This is a genomic window from Nocardia sp. 852002-20019_SCH5090214, assembly GCF_001665865.1.
Classification (GTDB): Bacteria; Actinomycetota; Actinomycetes; order Mycobacteriales; family Mycobacteriaceae; genus Nocardia; species Nocardia nova.
Genome location: NZ_LZMK01000420.1, coordinates 19693 through 38664, shown reverse-complemented (window position 1 = coordinate 38664; position 18972 = coordinate 19693). Strand labels below are relative to the sequence as shown.

Annotated in this window: 13 protein-coding genes; 5 read left to right on the top strand and 8 right to left on the bottom strand. The window is 68.5% G+C overall.

What is annotated here, in order from left to right; all coding sequences use genetic code 11:
* Positions 1-4: 4 nt before the first annotated feature.
* The 4 genes from A5780_RS35680 to A5780_RS35665 are packed head-to-tail and all read right to left on the bottom strand — an operon-like array spanning position 5 to position 4948.
* Positions 5-2026, bottom strand: coding sequence for a 5-oxoprolinase/urea amidolyase family protein (locus A5780_RS35680; protein ID WP_082976912.1), 2022 nt, complete (start codon positions 2024-2026; stop codon positions 5-7).
* A complete protein-coding gene (locus A5780_RS35675) occupies positions 2023-2643 on the bottom strand; it encodes an urea amidolyase associated protein UAAP2 (protein WP_030513661.1) in 621 nt (206 codons plus the stop codon). The genes A5780_RS35680 and A5780_RS35675 overlap by 4 nt, the downstream gene beginning before the upstream one ends.
* Positions 2640-3392, bottom strand: coding sequence for a DUF1989 domain-containing protein (locus A5780_RS35670; protein WP_063015872.1), 753 nt, complete (start codon positions 3390-3392; stop codon positions 2640-2642). The genes A5780_RS35675 and A5780_RS35670 overlap by 4 nt, the downstream gene beginning before the upstream one ends.
* A 32-nt stretch (positions 3393-3424) precedes the next feature.
* Positions 3425-4948, bottom strand: a complete 1524-nt coding sequence (locus A5780_RS35665; protein WP_063015871.1) for an amino acid permease — start codon at positions 4946-4948, stop codon at positions 3425-3427.
* 217 nt (positions 4949-5165) lie between these two features.
* Between A5780_RS35665 and A5780_RS35660 the strand changes: the two genes are divergently transcribed.
* On the top strand, positions 5166-5834 hold the full coding sequence (locus A5780_RS35660; protein ID WP_064911237.1) for a TetR/AcrR family transcriptional regulator: 669 nt from the start codon (positions 5166-5168) through the stop codon (positions 5832-5834).
* Between the two features lie 52 nt (positions 5835-5886).
* Here A5780_RS35660 and A5780_RS35655 read toward each other — a convergent pair whose 3' ends face one another.
* Positions 5887-6588 carry an HNH endonuclease family protein gene (locus A5780_RS35655; RefSeq protein ID WP_064911236.1) on the bottom strand — a complete coding sequence of 234 codons (702 nt, stop codon included), beginning with the start codon at positions 6586-6588 and terminating at the stop codon, positions 5887-5889.
* Positions 6589-6777: 189 nt separating this feature from the next.
* Between A5780_RS35655 and A5780_RS35650 the strand changes: the two genes are divergently transcribed.
* From A5780_RS35650 to A5780_RS35640, 3 genes are read left to right on the top strand one after another with little or no spacing between them, the layout of a single operon-like run.
* Entirely contained in the window at positions 6778-9636 is a 2859-nt protein-coding gene (locus A5780_RS35650) for a DEAD/DEAH box helicase (RefSeq protein ID WP_064911235.1), read from the top strand.
* A complete protein-coding gene (locus A5780_RS35645; RefSeq protein ID WP_064911234.1) occupies positions 9633-10421 on the top strand; it encodes an SWIM zinc finger family protein in 789 nt (262 codons plus the stop codon). The genes A5780_RS35650 and A5780_RS35645 overlap by 4 nt, the downstream gene beginning before the upstream one ends.
* 16 nt (positions 10422-10437) lie before the next feature.
* Positions 10438-11211 carry a helical backbone metal receptor gene (locus tag A5780_RS35640; protein ID WP_064911233.1) on the top strand — a complete coding sequence of 258 codons (774 nt, stop codon included), beginning with the start codon at positions 10438-10440 and terminating at the stop codon, positions 11209-11211.
* On the opposite strand, the gene A5780_RS35635 is transcribed toward A5780_RS35640, so the two are convergent.
* From A5780_RS35635 to icmF, 3 genes are all read right to left on the bottom strand, one after another.
* Positions 11184-12698 (bottom strand): NAD(P)/FAD-dependent oxidoreductase, encoded by a 1515-nt coding sequence (locus A5780_RS35635; protein WP_064911232.1) that lies wholly within the window; start codon positions 12696-12698, stop codon positions 11184-11186. The two genes, A5780_RS35640 and A5780_RS35635, sit on opposite strands and share 28 nt — an antisense overlap.
* A 93-nt stretch (positions 12699-12791) precedes the next feature.
* The gene (locus A5780_RS35630) at positions 12792-13877 is read right to left on the bottom strand and encodes an amidohydrolase (protein ID WP_064911231.1); all 1086 of its coding nucleotides are present in this window, start codon (positions 13875-13877) and stop codon (positions 12792-12794) included.
* 84 nt (positions 13878-13961) lie between these two features.
* Positions 13962-17231 (bottom strand): fused isobutyryl-CoA mutase/GTPase IcmF, encoded by a 3270-nt coding sequence (gene icmF, locus A5780_RS35625; RefSeq protein ID WP_064911264.1) that lies wholly within the window; start codon positions 17229-17231, stop codon positions 13962-13964.
* Positions 17232-17449: 218 nt separating this feature from the next.
* Between icmF and A5780_RS35620 the strand changes: the two genes are divergently transcribed.
* Positions 17450-18970 carry a CoA-acylating methylmalonate-semialdehyde dehydrogenase gene (locus tag A5780_RS35620; protein ID WP_063015863.1) on the top strand — a complete coding sequence of 507 codons (1521 nt, stop codon included), beginning with the start codon at positions 17450-17452 and terminating at the stop codon, positions 18968-18970.
* The last annotated feature ends 2 nt before the right edge of the window (positions 18971-18972 follow it).

The window sequence follows — 18972 nt, the reverse complement described above, 5'->3', positions numbered from 1 at the left end:
GTCCTCATCCTCGTTCGTGCAATTCGCCCGCCGCCTGCCACGAATCACGCTCGGCGGCAAAGGCTTCCGCCTGAACCGCGCGGAAGGCGGCGATGGATTCGGCGTTGGCGGACAGGAAATCGCGGTATTCGGCGAGACGGAATTCGCCCTCCTCCGCACGTAGTACGCCACGGCCGCGGCCGACGTCGGCCCGCAGGTCCAGCAGTTCCTCCGCGGATACCGGATACCAGCGGATGCGATCGAAATACCGCAGTAGCCAGGGATCTTCGGCCTCGCCGGTGGACCGGTGGTTCCACACCTGCGTGGTCCGGCCGACGAATTGATATCCGCCGGGCCCCTCCATGCCGTAGATGCACAGGTAGGCGCCGCCGATGCCGACCGCATTCTCCGGCGTCCAGGTGCGGGCCGGATTGTATTTGGTGGTGACCAGGCGATGGCGCGGATCGGTCGGCGTGGCGACCGGCGCGCCGAGGTACACGTCGCCGAGCCCGAGCACGAGGTACTCGGCGGCGAAGACGGTATCGAAAACTTCTGCGACCGTGCCCAATCCGTTCATCCGGCGAATGAATTCGATATTCCACGGGCACCACGGCGCATCGGCCCGCACGCCGTGCATATAGCGGATGATGGCCTCCCGTGTGGCCGGATCGTCCCACGAGAGCGGCAGGTGCACCGTGCGGCTGGGCACCACCAGTTCCGCGGCCGAGGGCAGGGCGGATTCGGCCTCGCGCAGCAGTCGCAACAGTTTCGGCGTGGCCAGCCGGTCCGGATCGAAACGCACCTGCAGCGAACGGATTCCGGGTGTCAGTTCGGTGATCCCCGGCTCGGCGTATTCGAGCAGATGCCGGTGCAGGGCGTGGACGCGGGCGCGCAGCCCGAGATCCAGTGTCATATCACCGTATTCGACGAGTACACCGTCGTCGCCGGCGCGGCGATAGGTGACGGCGGTGGTGTCGTCGGCGTCGGCGCGGGCCAGGATGCCGTCGTCGCCGTCACCGCCGTCGGACAGGACGATCGGCCAGTCGGCGCGCCGGGCCGCGCCCAGGGCGCGGATCGAGGCGGCCCGGTCGGCGCGGACCGGAACGAAGCGCACGGTGTCACCGGGGGAGAGCTGGCCGAGTTTCCAGCGCTCCGCCGCGACAACCGTGACGGGACAGACGAATCCGCCGAGGCTGGGACCGTCCGGCCCCAGCAGGATCGGCGTATCACCGGTGAAGTCCAGGGCGCCGACCGAATAGGCGGTGTCGTGGATGTTCGAGGGATGCAGTCCGGCCTCGCCGCCGTCGCTGCGCGCCCAGTGCGGTTTCGGCCCGATCAGCCGCACTCCGGTTCGATCGGAGTTGAAATGCACCTCGTAGTCGGTGCCGAGGATGGTGTCGATATCGGCCCGGGTGAAGAATTCCGGTGCGCCGTGCGGACCCTCGGTGACCGCGAGTTCCCATCGTCGCGTCAGCACCGGCTGCTCGGCCATCGGCACCCCGGCCCCGATGGGGCCGGTCGCCTCGCCCAGGGGTAACCGGTCGCCGTCCCGAAGGGCGGCGCCGGTGCCGCCGCCGAACCTGCCGAGCGTGAAAGTGGCTGCGCTGCCGAGATAGTCGGGCAGAGCCAGACCGCCGGCGAACAGCACGTAGGTCCGCATCCCCGGCCCCTGCACAGCGCCTATATCCAGCGTGCCGCCCGCCGGGACCTCGACGGTGCGCCATTGCCGTACGCGCTCGCCGTCGACGGTCACCGTCGCGGGCGCACCGGTCACGCACACCCGGGTCGCGGTGCGGAATCGCAGCGCCGGCCCGGCGAGGGTGCATTCGAGTCCGGCGGCGCCCTCGTCGTTGCCCAGCGCGCGGTTGCCGAGCCGGAACGACAGGTCGTCCATCGGTCCCGACGGCGGGACACCGACGTGCCAGTAGCCGACACGGCCCGGCCAGTCCTGCACGGTGGTGAGCATGCCCGGGCGCACTACCTCGATGTCGGCGGCTTCTGTGTCCGGAGTCGTTGTGCCGAACTCGATTTCGGTCGCTGTCGTCATTGCGTCACCACCATGCGTACCGGCGTCGGATCGAATCCGTTGCAGGGGTTGTTGATCTGCGGGCAATTGGAGATCAGGACGAGGGTGTCGATCTCGGCACGCAGCGTCACCGACTTGCCCGGTGCGGAGAGCCCGTCGACGATACCGAGGGTGCCGTCGGCCTCGACCGGAACGTTCATGAACCAGTTGATATTCGAGACCAGATCGCGCTTGCCGAGCCCCCATCGCAGCGCCTCGGTGAGGAAGTTCTCCACGCAGGCGTGCTGATGGCGGGTGTGGTGACCGTAGCGCAGGGTGTTGGATTCCTGCGAGCACGCGCCGGCGATGGTGTCGTGGTTGCCGACCTCGTCGGCGACCACGGTCATCAGTGCCGTGCCGGATTCGGCACGGAGCACGCTGCCGGTAGTCAGGAAGATGTTGCGCTGGGCGGCGACGGTCGCTTGGGCGCTGTAGCGGTCGGCGTGGTCGGCGGCCGAGTAGAGCAGGCAGTCCACCGCCTGGTTTCCGTACAGATCGATGATCTGCCACTGCTGGCCCGCCCGGACCACGGTCGACCACGGCGCGCAGGCGGCCACGGTCTCGTCCAGGACGACGGTGCGTTCGGTCACGGTGGTCACGCGATCGCCTCCGGATCGTGTGCGGCCAGCCAGGCCTGTTCGGTATTTTGCACGGCCCGGCGATATTCCGGCTCGGTGTCTTCGGTGCCGTCCGGCTCCCCGGCGCCGCGCCAGGCGACGACGTCGAGCGGCGTGGCGGGCCGGTCGTCGAGCGGATGCGTGCCGTTGGCGATCAGGACCGTCAGCGGCAGGTGGATCAGCAATTCGACCGAGCTGCCCGGGCCGGCGCTGCCGGTGGCGGTGAGGGTGCCGTCCGCGCCGACGCGCACACCGCGGAACAGTGCGACCGAAGGGCCGATATCGCGCGGTGTGAGACCGTGTTTCGCTCCCGCGACCCGCAGCGTTCGCCGTACCTCGGGGGTCGGGCCGCACAGCGTGTCGTGCCGGCCGGACGTGTCGGCGACGATCGTGGCGAGGACGCGCCCCTGATCCGAGAGCAGCGGATGGCCCGGGCCCGGGTAGGCCTGCCACGGCACCTTGATCGTGTCGGCGACGTTCAACCGTTCCCACGGTGCCTCGGCCCGCAGGAGCAGCAGGTGGGCACCGGCGGCGCCGTCCGGATCGGCCAGCCGGAGCCGGGTGCCGCGGGCGAGCACCGCGGTGGTGTATCCGTTGCCCGGAACCCGTTGGGCGAAGGTCACTTTCGTGGTGTCGAGGCCGTCCGGCAGGTCGGGGCCGGCGACGGTGGCGGCCGCGGCTTGCGCTCGCGCGTGGTCGCGGGCGCCCACGGTGGAGGCGGTTGCGGACATGGTGTCTCCTCGCAGTCGGATGGAAAGGTTCCTCAGGCGGGTTGCGGCGCGGGCCGGGCCTCGGCTGCCGCGGCGCGGGGTGTGACGATGCGGTGCACGACCGCGCCCACCGCGACGGTCAGGAGCAGGAACAGCGGTGCGGCCCAGAGCATCCACCAGCCGCCACCGGCGGGCGTGTACACCTCGGCGCGCGGCCAGGCCAGATTCACCGCCATCGCGATGCCCCACACCACCGCCGCGACGTTCACCGCGATGCCGTAGCGACCCAGCGAGAACAGGCCGGGCTCGGCGGCGGGCAGCCCGCGCAGCCGCCGGATCAGCAGCGGCACGGTGACCAGCAGATATGCCACATACAGCGTCACGATGCAGACACTGGCCAGCGTCGCGAACAGCGCGGCGTTGCCGAGATTCACCACCAGCAGCGCCACGGCGAGCACGCCGATGATCACCGCGGGCAGGATCGGGGTGCCGAAGCGCGGGTGCACGGCGGCCAGCCGAGACGCGAACGGCAGGCGGCCGTCGCGGGCCATCGAGAAGATCAGCCGTGAACCCGCGGTCTGAATGGCCAAGGTGCACACCGTGATCGCCACCGCGACACAGCTCAGCAGCACGGTGCCCGCCGGACTGTCGAGTTTGGCGGTGATCACGTAGGCCAGTCCGTCGGTGGCCAGGTGACCGTCGCTGACGCTCGGTGCGGCCATCAACGCGCCCAGCAGGAGCAGGCCGCCGCCGAGGGCGGAGGCGGCGAGCGCCAGCAGGATGGTGCGCGGTGCGACCCGGCGCGGATTCTTGGTCTCCTCGGAAAGCTCTCCGGCGGAATCGAATCCGACCATCACGTAGGCGGCCATCAAGCCGGAGACCAGAAACGCCGCCCAGTACGGGCCGGGCGCCGCCTGGTCGGTCTGCAGGACCACATCGGCGCCGCGTTCGGTATGGGTGAAGAACAGGGCGATGACGGCGAGCACACCCACGATTTCGACCGTGACGCCGATCGAATTGATCCGGGCCATCAGATCGATGCCGATCACATTGATCACCGTCGTGATCACGAGCAGCACGCTGCCCAGCAGGACCGCGTTCGCCGCGCCGTCGGTGGAGGTGAGGGCGGTATCGGTGCCGACCAGTTGGAAGCCGCTCCAGATCGAGGGCAGGACCACCTGTAGCGCGATGGCGGCCGCGGCGGCGGTGACGATCTGGGCGATGATCATCATCCAGCCCGCGAACCAGCCGACCACCTCACCGGCGAGCCGGCGCGACCACTGGTAGATGCAGCCCGAGATGGGATAGCGCGCGGCGAGTTCCGCGAAATTCAGCGCGACGAGGAACTGGCCGGCGAACACGATCGGCCAGGTCCAGAAGAACGCGCCGCCGCCGAAACCGTAACCGAATCCGAAGAATTGGAAGATGGTGGTGAGGATCGAGACGAAGGAGAATCCCGCGGCGAACGAGGCGTAACGGCCGAGTTTGCGATGCAGCACCGGCTGATATCCGAAACGTTCGAGATCGGCGCTGTCACCGATCGGGGATTGCGAGGGGGGATCGAGCGTGATGGCCATGGGCTGTCCTTCGGCGTCGCGGCCAATATCTATCAGGTGACAGTTTTGCGGGCCGGATCGCGCTTTCGGTGACGGCTGTGTATCGCTTGCGGTAACCCGCGTAACGTCTGCGTTGCCGGTATTTCTGTCGAGTGACAGATATTTCACAACCGCAGGTGGGACGTGGTGCGCGGCGTAGAGCCGGTCCGCGCGGCGGTGGCGATGGCAGGATGAGACGGTGACACACCTGGGTCCGGGCCGTCCTCGCGTCGATCAGCGCAGCCGTCGCGGGCGGACACCGCGCGCCGAGATCCTCGACGCCGCAGCGGAATTGTTCACGGCCAACGGGTACGGCAGCACGTCCACGCGCGGTATCGCCGACGCGGTCGGTATCCGGCAGGCGTCGCTCTATCACCATTTCGCCGCCAAGGACGACATCCTGGACGCGCTGCTCGCCGAAACCATCACCGGCCCTTTGGAATTGGCCGAGCGGTTGCGTGCCGAACCCGATCCGGCCGCGGTGCGGCTGTACGCACTGGCCCGGGCCGACGTGCGCCAGCTGTGCGCCGCCAAATGGAATCTCGGCGCGCTGTATCTGCTGCCCGAACTGCGCAGCGACAGATTCGCCGACTTCCGCAGCCGCCGGGCCCGGTTGCGCCGCCACTACGAGGAACTGGCGGCGGCGGCGATCGAGGCCGCACCCGCCGGCGTCCCCGGCGCGCATGTCCTGCCCTTCCGGATGGTGGAAACGGTTATCAACATTCGCTCCGACGAGGGCACCGCCCCCGACTACGCGGAAACCGCCATCCCCGACGCCGCGCTGCGGGTGCTCGGTGTCACCGGCGACCCGGCCGGGCTGCGCGCCGCCGCCCAGCGGCTGCTCCGGCGACTGGACGCGGGCGAATAGTTCGACCGGTGCGGCAAACGGTTCGCGAGTAGCGGCCGAGCCGGTCGTCGCATCAGGGGCATTGCCGTGCGATGCGGGCGAGCGCGGCGTGGTCGGCCGCGGTGATCGGCAATCGGTACTGCGCCGCGGTGGTGAGATATTTGCCGGCGTAGAAGCAGTGATAGGCGCCGGCGGGGGGAAGCCAATCGGCGGGTGTGCGATCGCCCTTGTCCATATTGGCCGGGCCGTCGACGGCCAGCAGATTGAATTCGATGTCGTTGGCGAAGCGCATCCGCTGTTCGGACGACCAGGCCGCCGCCCCCAGATCCCAGGCGGCGGCCAGCGGGTAGACGTGGTCGATCTGCACCTCCCGGGCCCGCGCCTTGTCGAAGGTGATCGCGCGGCCGGTGTACGGATCCCGCAGCGTGCCCGCGAGCACCACACAATCGTCGGTACCCGGCCGGAATCGCACCTCGCGCAGCTGCCGTGCCAGCACTCCGTTGCGCGAATCGCACCCGTCGTGCCCGCCCGGCCCGTCCTGGTCGTCCGACCATGCCGGTCCGAACACGCATCCGTGCCCCGTCCCGCAGTCCCGGTCGTACCCGCCCGGGTGCGGACGCCGGGCCACCACGGCCACCGCACCCAGCAACTGCTCGATCCGGGCCCGGCTCGGGCTCCCCGGCGCGGGTTCGGGCCCTCCGATCACCCCACACCCCGCCACCGTCACCAGCACGACGATCCCCGCCGCCCATCCGAAACCTCGTCCCCACCGCATAACGCAGATCTACCGACCCCGCCCGACAACTTCCGCACCGGAAGTCACGCACGGGGTGCGTTCGTTCGATACGTCCGGATGGTGCGCTGCGGTACAGCCGGGCAGTACCGTCATGCCGCGGTCTGTGCACTGCTCGCCTCCGCACCGGCCACGGACGGGCGTGTCGGTGGTGGCTGATTGGATGGGGACATGCTGCACGGTTTGTGGTCGCCCGGATCGGGGTTGGTGCTCTGGCGCCTGCCCGGGTCGGCGGCGCAGCCGGCCGCGGACGCCGGGGGTGAGCTGCCCGATCCGCTGGGGACGATCGCGCGGACTGCGCGGTTTCGGCATCGGGTGCGGGTCCTGGTGGCGGGAGATTCCGGGCCGGAGGTCGTCGAGGTGCGAGGGCATGCCCTGGCGCCGGAGGTGGCCGCCCGCGTCCTCACTCAGCCGCTGCCCGACACGGCGGTGGCGGCGGATCTGCGGTTTCTCGCGCACGCGGCCCGGGGACTGCGGCGCTGGGTCCGGGCGGGGCGGATCGTGCCCGAACTGCATCGCGCCGACGGCGAGTGGTGGGTGCGGTGGCGGCTGGTCGGCGGCCGGCGGCAACGGGCCTGGCTGGCCGAACTGGCCGCGGCGATGCCGCCCGCGCTGCGGGTGCCCGATGCCCGGTCCGCGTCCTCGATCCTCGAGGATTTCGTCGCCGAACTCGCCGACCCGCTCGTCCGGCTCGAGCTGAGTGTCCGGGAACCGTCGCATCCGCTGACGGCAGCGCTGGTCGCGGAGGTCCCGCTGGAATCGGGATCGCATCGGGTGGCCTCGGTGCTCGACGAGTGGCGCGCGAGCCTCACCGCCGGCGAGCCCGAACTGGTGCTGCGCCTACTCGAACCGGACGACGATCCCGACGACGACCCGCAGGCGGTCGACGCCCTGTGGCGGCTCGAAGTCTGTCTCCGCTCGGAAGGCGAAGCGCCGCAACCGGTTCCGATCCAGGGCGACCCGGCGTTGATCCGGCTCGCCGGGGAGAAGGTGGCGGCCGCGATCCAGGCCTACCCGCGGCTGCAGCAGGTCCCGCGCGATCCGTACGGAATGGATTTCCTGCTCCCGACGCCGGTCGTGCAGGAGCTGGTCGCCCACGGTGCGCACGAATTGCGTTCGGCCGGTGTGCATCTGATGCTGCCGCGCGCATGGCGCATCGTCTCGCCGAGTATGCGGCTGCGGGTGCAGTCCCCGGCCGCGACCGAAACCGCGGTCGGACTCAGTGGATTGGTCTCCTACCGCTGGGAACTGGCCCTGGGCGATACCGTCCTCACGCCGGCGGAAATGAGCCGGCTCATCCAGGCCAAATCGGATCTGGTGCGGCTGCGCGGCCACTGGGTGCAGGCCGATCAGCGCAGCCTGGCCGCCGCGGCCGCCTATCTGGAGGGCAAGGTCGACGAACGCCCGGCGACCCTGACCCAGCTTCTGGGCGAGATCGCCGCCACGCAGGTGCGCCAGGTGCCGATCGAGGAGGTCACGGCGACCGGCTGGGTTCGCGAACTGTTCGACGGTGTCCACTCCGGCGATCCGGTCGACCCGCCCGCCGGCTTGAAGGCGCAGCTGCGCCCCTACCAGCTGCGCGGACTGTCTTGGCTCGCGACGATGAATCGTCTCGGTTGCGGCGCCATCCTCGCCGACGATATGGGCCTCGGCAAGACGGTGCAGGTGCTCGCGCTACTTCTGCACGAGAACGAAAGTCCCGCAACCGATTCCGTCCCGGGGCCGACTCTGCTGGTGTGCCCGATGTCGGTGGTCGGCAATTGGCAACGCGAAACCGAACGCTTCGCCCCCGGGCTGCGGGTGCTGGTGCATCACGGCTCGTCACGACGCTCCGGTCCGGAGCTGGACGCGGCCGTGGCCGATTCCGACCTGGTGCTGACCACCTACGCGCTGCTGGCGCGCGATGCGGAGGAGTTGAAGCGCCAGCCCTGGGAGCGTGTCGTCCTCGACGAGGCGCAGCACATCAAGAACGCCGCGACCCGTCAGGCTCGCGCCGCCCGCGCGATTCCGGCCCGGCATCGGCTGGCGCTGACCGGCACTCCGGTGGAGAACCGGCTCGAGGAATTGCGGTCGATTCTCGATTTCGCGGCGCCGAACGTGCTGGGCAAACCGTCGGAATTCCACGCCCGCTTCGCGGTGCCGATCGAACGCGAACACGACGAGAACGCCGTCAGCCGCCTGCGCGCCGTCACCGCACCGTTCGTCCTGCGCCGGGTGAAAACCGATCCCTCGGTCATCTCGGATCTGCCGGAGAAGTTCGAGATGACGGTGCGCGCCAACCTCACGGTCGAGCAGGCCGCGCTGTATCAGGCGGTGGTCGACGACATGCTCGCGCAGCTGAAGGCTTCCCGGGGTACCGGCTCCAGCGCGGTGAACATGGCTCGCCGGGGTGCGGTCCTGGCCGCGCTCACCAGGCTGAAACAGGTGTGCAACCATCCCGCGCACTACCTCGGCGACGGATCGGCGCTGCTGCGGCGGGGGCGCCACCGCTCCGGCAAGCTGGCCCTGGTCGAGGATGTGCTGGAGTCGGTGCTGGCCGAGGGGGAGCGGGCGCTGCTGTTCACCCAGTTCCGGGAATTCGGCGATCTGATCACGCCGTATCTGAGCGAGCGGTTCGGCACCGCGATCCCGTTCCTGCACGGCGGTGTCGCCAAGAAGCGCCGCGACGGGATGGTGGAACGCTTCGCCGAGTCCGACGGACCGCCCATCATGGTTCTGTCCCTGAAGGCCGGTGGTACGGGCCTCAATCTCACGGCCGCCAATCACGTGGTGCACCTGGACCGCTGGTGGAATCCGGCGGTGGAGAATCAGGCCACCGACCGCGCCTTCCGCATCGGTCAGCGCCGCGATGTGCAGGTGCGCAAACTGGTCTGTGTCGACACCATCGAGGAGCGCATCGACGATATGCTCACCGGCAAACAGGAATTGGCGAATCTCACCGTCGGCACCGGGGAGAACTGGATCACCGAACTGAGTACCGACGAATTGCGCGATCTGTTCGCGCTCGGCGCCGAGGCGGTCGGCGAATGAGTCCGGCACCCGATTTCCCGGTCCCCGATTTCAGCGTCTACGGGAAGCGCCGCCCGGTGCGCGGCGGCGTCGAACCACGCAGCCGCCGTGGGTCTTTCGCGCGAACCTGGTGGGGCCGGGCCTTTCTGGAAGCTGTGGAGGAGGTCGCGGATGCGGGCCGGCTCTCCCGGGGGCGCACCTACGCCCGCTCGGGGCAGGTGGTCAGCTACCACATCGAGCCCGGGGCGGTGGCCGCCGAGGTCCAGGGCAGTCAACCGCGGCCGTTCACCTCGGTGCTGACGCTGCGGGTGTTGCGCGACGACCGGCTGGACGAAGTGGTCGAGCAGGTCCGCGGCACACCGGGCATGCTCGCCCAGCTCGCCTCCGGCGCCCTGCCGCAGGAGCTCGGTCCGCTGTTGCTGCCCGGCACCGCCGCCGAACTCGATTTCTCCTGCACCTGCCCGGACGACGGCTGGCCGTGCAAGCACGTCGCCGCGCTGTGCTACATCGTGGCCGAACGACTCGACGAGTCCCCGGCCATCATGCTGACCCTGCGTGGCCTCGATCTCGACACTCTGATTCGCGGGGTGCAGGAGGACAGCGGCCCGACGATCTCCGACGACCTCTACGGCGAGAACGTCGCGCTGCCCGAGCTGCCGGCACCGCAGTTCCGTGCGGCGATCGAGGACCTCGATCCGATTCCCCTGCGGCAGGCGTTGCGGATGACCAGTGAGGACGAAGCGGTCGCCGAGGCCGGTATGCGGGAACTCCGTGCCCTGTACCGCGCCCTCGAGAGCTCCGGCTAGCCCCTATGCTGGCCTCGTGCCCGAGGATCTCGTCGACGATCTGAATGCCGCGGTTGCGCTGCGGCGTCCGGTCCGTCGGGTGATCTCGCTGGTTCCGTCGCTGACCGAGGCGATCGCGGCGAGCCGCCCGGAGTTGCTGCTCGCCGCCACCGACTGGTGTACCCATCCGCCGGAGCTGGCGGTCGAACGGGTGCGGGGGACGAAGAATCCGAATCTGCGCCGGATCGCCGAGCTGGCGCCGGATCTGGTGGTGTGCAATCAGGAGGAGAACCGCCGCCTCGATGTCGAGCGGATGCGCGAGGCGGGAATTCCGGTGTGGGTCACCAGGATTCGCACCGTGGACGAGGCGTTCACCTCGATGACGCGACTGTTCGGTATCGCCCTGGGCGGCGCGGTGCCGTCGTGGCTGACCCAGGCCCGCGCGGTCTGGTCCGCGCCCGCGCCGCATCCGCCGATCGATGCGGTGATCCCGATCTGGCGCAAGCCGTGGATGGTGGTCGGTCGCGATACGTTCACCGCGGACCTGGCCGGACGCCTGGGGCTGAACCTGGTGCACGCCACGGGTCCCGAGCGCTATCCCACGGTGACGGAATCCGAACTGGTACAGGGTGTTCGGCTGGCGGTGCTGCCGGACGAGCCGTACGTGTTCACCGCGACCGACGGCCCGGAGGCGTTTCCGGGCATCCCGGTCGCCCTGGTGAGCGGCCGCGATCTCACCTGGTACGGCCCGTCGCTGGTCGAGGCGCGCGAGCGGCTGACCGCTCAACTCGCCCGGGTGGTCGGCAGCTGAGCCGGGATCCGTTCGAAGCTGTAGTCGCGCAGATCGAAATGCGCAGCGCGCCAGGCCGCTTCGACGGTGCTCATCGGTTTCAGCGGCACATCGCCGTGTTTGTCGAAGTAGTAGCTGTTCGAGACCGCGCAGCTGTCCTGCCAGAACACCTGTCCGTCGCGGCGTTCGAGCATTTCCCGGAAGTATCGCGCGTTGGCCGCCGCGGTGACCTCGATGCGGCCGGCCCGCTTGCTCCGCGCGTGCCGCAACAGCCGCACAATGTGCTGGGTCTGCATCTCGATCAGCGTGAAATACGACGCGCCGTTGTATCCGTAGGGCCCGATGATCGAGAAGAAGTTCGGAAAGCCCGGCACGCTGACGCCCTCGTAGGCCTGCAGGCGGTTCTCGTCCCACCACTTCTCGAGATCACGGCCGCCGACGCCGGTCATCTCGAAGGTCGGCATGTTGCCCGATTCCATGACCTTGAAGCCCGTCGCGAGGATCAGCACGTCGGCCGGGTATTCGGTTCCGTTCGCCGTGCGCACGCCGGTGGGGGTGATCTCGGCGATCGGATCGGTTTCCAGCGTCACGTTGTCGCGATTGAAGGTCGGCAGGTAATCGTTGGAGAAACCGGGCCGCTTACATCCGAGCGCATACCGCGGGGTGAGTTTGTCCCGGATCGCCGGGTCGTGCACCTGGCGCCGCAGATGGGCCAGTCCGGAGCGCTCGCCGAGTTTGGCCAGGGGCAGCTTCGAATAGTAGTGCGCCGACAACGGGAAGGTCAGTTCGACGAACGCTTGGCTCGCCAGGCGCGAAACCGCCTGTCCGCCCGGCAGATACCGCAGTGCCCAGCGGGCGGGCGCGGGCAGCGTGGCGTCCGGCCGCGGCAGGCACCAGATCGGCGTGCGCTGGAATACCGTCAGCTCGGCGACCTCCGGGGCGATCGAGGGAATGACCTGCACCGCGGAGGCTCCGGTCCCGATGATCGCCACGCGCTTTCCGCGCAGGTCCCGGTCGTGGTCCCAGCGTGAGGTGTGCATGGTGATGCCCGAAAACGATTCCACGCCAGGAATATCCGGCAGTTTCGGCCGGGTCAGCACTCCGGTCGCACCGACGACGTAGCGCGCGGTCAAGCTCTCACCGTCGCTGGTGCGCAGCGTCCACACCGAGGCGTCCTCGTCGAATTCCGCGGCGGCGATGGTGGTGCTGAACCGGATGCGCGGTCGCAGCCCGTACTTGTCCACGCAGTGTTCGGCGTAGTCCTTCAATTCCCGGCCGGGTGCGTAGACGCGCGACCACCGGGTGCTCTGCTCGAACGAATACTGATAGCTGAACGAGGGGATGTCCACGGCGATGCCGGGGTAGGTGTTCCAATGCCAGGTGCCGCCCACGCCGTCGGCGTCGTCGACGATGAGGAAGTCCCGGAAGCCGGCCTTCCGTAACGCGATGGCCACCCCGATACCGGAAAATCCGGCGCCGACGATGATCACTTCGTGGTCGATGGCCATGACTGCTCCTGTGCCGTCCTCGGCCAGGGCACCTGACTGGCCGCACCTGCCACCAATTAACCGCGCGGTGGCCGGGATGTCAATGGTCCGGCCTCAGGCCAGCAGTTCCGCGTCGATGCCGTAGGTTCGCTGGGCGTTGGTGCGGAAGACCTGCTCGAGCTCCTCGGCGCTGCCGCCGCGGTCGGCCAGTACGTCGATCACCGCCTGCGCGCCGTTGGCGATACTCGTAATCGGTTTGTCCACAGGGTAATTCGAACCCCAGATCAGCCGCTGCGCACCGAAGACGTCGAAGGCGTGGTGCAACAGCGGCGCGGTGCGGTCCAGTAGTTCGGAGACGGGTGTCGGTAGGCCTCGCATCGGCACCGGATGGCCGAGGATCGGCATGGCCAGCCCGCTGACCTTCGCCATCACATTCGGATGGGTTGCGAGCGTGGCGATATCGTCGCGCCACTGTACGAACAGTTCGCGGCGCCGGCCCGGTTGGGTGCCGGTGCTCTTGCCGACCGGGCCGAATATCCCCGCGGGTGTGCCGAGATGGTTGAGCACGATGGTGACCTCGGGATAGCGCCGGGCCAGGGCGGTGACCTGCGGGATCTGATGCGAGTAGACCCAGGCCTCGAACGACAGCCCGCGTTCGGCCAGAACCGCGAAGCCGTCGAGGAAGGCCGAATCGGTCAGTGCGCCCTCGGCCCGGCAGAACGACCGCACCCCGGGGTCCGGATGGTGAGCGACCATGGTGCGGATACCGCGGAACAGCGGTGACGCGGACTGATGCTTGTCGATGAGTTCGGCGAATCCGGGCGCGGCCGGATCGCCGCTGCCGATGATCGCGCCCAGGGCCGGGGTGTCGACCCCGAACGGCAGGCTGGCCACCCACCGCGTTTCGTCGGCCTTGGCGTCCGGCGCGCGTCCGGCCCACTCCACCTCGATGTGCACCAGCGCCTCCACCGGCACCGTGCCCAGGTCCTCGCGGTAATCCGCGGGCAGATACGGCCGCAGATACGCATCGGGAGTGCCGACGAAATCGCGGTCCCGCTTGGGAGCGAGCCGAGCGGCCTTGTCGACCGGCACGGGCACGAACCGGAACAGTTTCGCCAGCATGCTGAAATCCCGCGGGGTGTTCAGCGGATCCCACTGATGGATGTGCGCATCCACAACGCTGATACCGGCGAGGTCCATGGCGCCCTTCCGTCGCGTTCGACTGTCCGCTCTCCGGCATTGTCACACGCCCGTACACACCGGCGGGTCACATCCGAACCCTTGTCACACATTGCGGCGGTATTGCCCGCCGACGGTGAAGAAACAGTCGGTGATCTGCTGCAGAGTGCAGACCCGCGCGGCGTCCATCAGCACGTCGAAGACGTTGTCGTCGCCGCGTGCGGCGGCCTCGAGCCGGGCCAGTGCGGCCTGCGCCGGCTCGCGATGCGCGGTGACGAATTCCTCGGTGCGACGCAGCTGCGATTGTTTCTCGGCCTCGGTGCCGCGGGCCAGTTCCAGCACTTGATGGGTTTCCCCGTTCGGATTGCGGAACGTGTTCACTCCGATGATGGGCAGCGTGCCGTCGTGCTTGCGGTGTTCGTAGCGCATCGATTCGTCCTGGATGCGCCCGCGCTGATATCCGGTCTCCATCGCGCCCAGCACCCCGCCGCGTTCGCTGATCCGCTCGAATTCGGCGAGCACCGCCTCCTCCACCAGATCGGTCAGTTCGTCGATGACGAAACTGCCCTGTAGCGGATTCTCGTTCATCGCCAGGCCCCATTCCTTGTTGATGATCAACTGGATGGCCAGGGCGCGCCGCACCGATTCCTCGGTGGGTGTGGTCACCGCCTCGTCGTAGGCATTGGTGTGCAGGCTGTTGCAGTTGTCGTAGATGGCGATCAAGGCCTGCAGCGTGGTGCGGATATCGTTGAAGTTCATCTCCTGGGCGTGCAGCGAACGCCCGGAGGTCTGAATGTGGTACTTCAACTTCTGCGAGCGGTCGTCGGCGCCGTATTTGTCGCGCATCGTGATCGCCCAGATCCGCCGGGCCACCCGCCCGATCACCGAATACTCCGGATCCATGCCGTTGGAGAAGAAGAACGACAGATTCGGTGCGAAATCGTCGATGGCCATGCCACGCGCCAGATAGGCCTCGACATAGGTGAATCCGTTGGCCAGGGTGAACGCCAGCTGACTGATCGGATTCGCGCCGGCCTCGGCGATGTGATAGCCGGAAATCGATACCGAGTAGAAGTTGCGCACGCCGTTGCGGACGAACCATTCCTGGATATCGGCCATCATGCGCAGGCTGAATTCGGTGGAGAAGATGCAGGTGTTCTGCCCCTGATCCTCCTTGAGAATATCGGCCTGGACGGTGCCACGCACCGTTGCGAGGGTGCGGGCACGCAGGTCGGCGGCCTCGTCGCTGCTCGGCACGCGCCCGTTGTCCTCCCGAAACCGTTGCAGCGCTTGATCTATCGCGGTGTTGAGGAAGAAGGCGAGAATCGTCGGCGCCGGACCGTTGATGGTCATCGAGACCGAGGTGCTGGGCGCGCTCAGGTCGAAACCGTCGTAGAGGGCCTTCATATCGTCGACGGTGGCGATGGAAACCCCCGAGGTGCCGACCTTTCCGTAGATGTCGGGCCGCGGGGCCGGATCGTGACCGTAGAGGGTCACCGAGTCGAAGGCGGTCGAGAGGCGTTTGGCCTCGGCGTGTTCCGAGAGCACCTTGAACCGCCGGTTCGTGCGGAAGGGATCGCCCTCGCCGGCGAACATGCGGGCCGGATCCTCGTTGTCGCGCTTGAACGCGAACACGCCGCCGGTGAACGGGAAGCGCCCCGGCAGATTCTCCGAGCGCAGGAAGCGCAGCAGCTCGCCGTGATCGGTGAAGCGCGGCAGCGCCACGCGCGGAATCGAGTTGTCCGACAACGTGGTCCGTCGCAGCGGCGTGCGAATCTCGCGATCGCGGACCCGCACCACCTGTTCCTCGCCGCGATACGACTCCACGGTCGCGGGCCAATCCCGCAGCAGCGCGGCGGATTCCGGGGTGAGATCCGCGCTCGCCCGCCCGAGCAATCCGGACACCGTCCGTTTCGCGGCCGAGAGATCTTCCGCCGTAGCGTCTTCCGTGCCGGTCGGATTGTCGGTAGCCCCCGCGGGCAGTTCCGCCAGCACCTGTTCGAAGCGCTGCACCCGCTGGGCCGCGACCACCTGCCGCCGGGTCTCGGCGTGGTAATCGCGGACGGTCTCGGCGATCTCGGCCAGGTAGCGCACCCGCCCCGGCGGAATGATCTGTGCGAATCGGGTGGAGGCGCGGGTGTCGACCCGCGGCAGCACCCCGGTCTCCAGCGGCAGGCCGCGCGCACCGAGCAGCCCGGCCAGATGCTGATAGAGCGCGGTCACCCCGTCGTCGTTGAACGTCGCTGCGCTGGTGCCGAATACCGGCATATCCTCCGGCGCCGCCCCGAACGCCTCGCGGTTGCGCACCAGCTGGCGCGAGACGTCACGCAGCGCATCCTCGGCGCCGCGGCGCTCGAACTTGTTGATCGCCACCACATCGGCGAAATCGAGCATGTCGATCTTCTCGAGCTGGGAGGCCGCGCCGAACTCCGGCGTCATCACATACATCGAGATGTCGACGTGGTCGATGATCGCCGCATCGCCCTGACCGATACCGGGCGTCTCGAGAATCACCAGATCGAATCCGGCCGCCTTGCAGGCCAGGATCATCGCGTCGATATTGGTCGGCAATTCGTGTGCGCCACGGGTGGCCAGCGAGCGGAAGTAGACGTGTTCGCTGTCGAGCGAGTTCATCCGGATGCGGTCACCCAGCAGTGCGCCGCCGCCGCGGCGCCGGGTCGGGTCGACGGCGAGGATCGCCACCCGCAGTTTGTCCTGCTGATCGGTGCGCAACCGCCGCACGAGTTCGTCTGTGAGCGAGGACTTTCCGGATCCGCCGGTGCCGGTGATGCCGAGTACCGGCACGGTGCGGCCGGCGGCCGCGGCCCGCAGTTCGTCCAGATCCGCCGCGGGCAGCGCATCGGCCTGCAGGCAGGTCATGGTGCGCGCCAGCGCATATCGCTCACCCGCGAGCACCGCCTCGATGGCGGCCGGTTCGGTCGACAGATCCACATCGCAGGCCCGGACGAGTTCGTTGATCATGCCGGGCAGCCCGAGTCGCTGGCCGTCTTCGGGAGAGAAGATGCGCACCCCCGCCGCCGCCAGCCGTTCGATCTCCTCCGCGACGATCACGCCACCGCCCCCGCCGAAGATCTCGACGTGCCCCGCCCCGGCCTCGCGCAGCGCGGTCGCCAGATATTCGAAGTACTCGACGTGCCCGCCCTGATACGAACTGACGGCCACGCCCTGGACGTCCTCGGTCAGCACCGCGTCGACCACCTCGTGGACCGCGCGGTTGTGCCCCAGATGGATCACCTCGGCCCCCTGTGACTGCAGGATGCGCCGCATGATGTTGATCGCCGCATCGTGGCCGTCGAACAGGGCCGCGGAGGTGACGAAACGGACGGGATGGACCGGAACGTGCAGGTCGGCCATGTAATCCTCCACCAGAGGCCGGCGTGGGACCGCCGGGCGCCTACGCTTGGCGTCCCGATAGTAGGACGTCAAATCAACTGTACTGTGATGCGGACCACGGCGCCATCGGTGTCATAAATCACATGACTTCCGATACTTGGACATCCAACTATAGGATGGCCGCGTACTGCGTCGGCTCCGGCGTGGCAGGCATCGACCGCATCGAGAACAGGACTGGCATGGTTCGCGAACTCACTCATTTCATCGGCGGGCAGCGGGTGGCCGGGACCTCCGGCAACTTCGGCGACGTCTACGACCCCAGCACCGGGCAGGTCCAGGCGCGGGTGCCGCTGGCCAGTGTGTCCGAGGTCGAGGCGGCCATCGCGAATGCGGCCGAGGCGCAGCGCACATGGGCCGCGTTCAATCCGCAGAAGCGGGCCCGGGTGCTGATGAAGTTCGTCGCCCTGGTCCAGGACGAGATGGATTCGCTGGCCGCGCTGCTGTCGAGCGAACACGGCAAGACCATCCCGGACGCCAAGGGCGATATCCAGCGCGGCCTCGAGGTGATCGAATTCGCGATCGGCATCCCGCATCTGCTCAAGGGGGAGTACACCGAGAGCGCGGGCACCGGGATCGACGTCTATTCGATGCGGCAGCCGCTCGGTGTGGTCGCCGGCATCACCCCCTTCAACTTCCCGGCCATGATTCCGCTGTGGAAGGCCGGACCGGCGCTGGCCTGCGGTAACGCCTTCCTGCTCAAGCCGTCCGAGCGCGACCCCTCGGTGCCGCTGCGGCTGGCCGAATTGTTCCTCGAGGCCGGGCTGCCGGCCGGTGTGTTCAACGTCGTCAACGGCGACAAACAGGCCGTCGACACGCTGCTGAACGACGAGCGGATCAAGGCCGTCGGCTTCGTCGGCTCCACTCCGATCGCGCAGTACATCTACGAGACCGCCACCGCGAACGGTAAGCGCGCCCAGTGCTTCGGCGGCGCCAAGAACCACGCGATCGTCATGCCGGACGCCGACCTCGACGACGTCGCCGACCAGCTGATCGGCGCCGGTTACGGCTCGGCGGGCGAACGTTGCATGGCCATCTCGGTGGCGGTGCCGGTCGGCGAGGAGACCGCGGATCGCTTGCGCGCCAAGCTCGTCGAGCGCATCGGCAAGCTGAACGTCGGCCGCTCCGACGATCCGGGCGCGGACTTCGGCCCGCTGGTCGGCCGCGACGGTGTGGACCGCGTGAACAACTACGTGCAGATCGGTGTCGACGAGGGCGCCGAGCTCGTGGTCGACGGCCGGGGACTGAAGGTCGCGGGCGCCGAGGACGGATTCTTCGTCGGCGCAACGCTGTTCGACCGCGTCACCCCCGAGATGCGGATCTACAAGGAGGAGATCTTCGGCCCGGTGGTCGCGATCGTGCGCGCCGCCGACTACGAGGAGGCGCTGCGCCTGCCGAGCGAGCACGAATTCGGCAACGGCGTCGCGATCTTCACCCGCGACGGCGACACCGCCCGCGACTTCGCCGCGCGCGTGCAGGTCGGCATGGTCGGCGTCAACGTCCCGATTCCGGTGCCGATCGCGTATCACACCTTCGGCGGCTGGAAGGCGTCCGGCTTCGGCGACCTGAACCAGCACGGTCCCGACTCGATCCGCTTCTACACCAAGACCAAGACGGTCACCCAGCGCTGGCCGCAGGGTCTGCGGACCGAACCGGCCGCGGGGGCCGGTGCCGATCACTTCGTCATCCCGACGATGGACTGAGG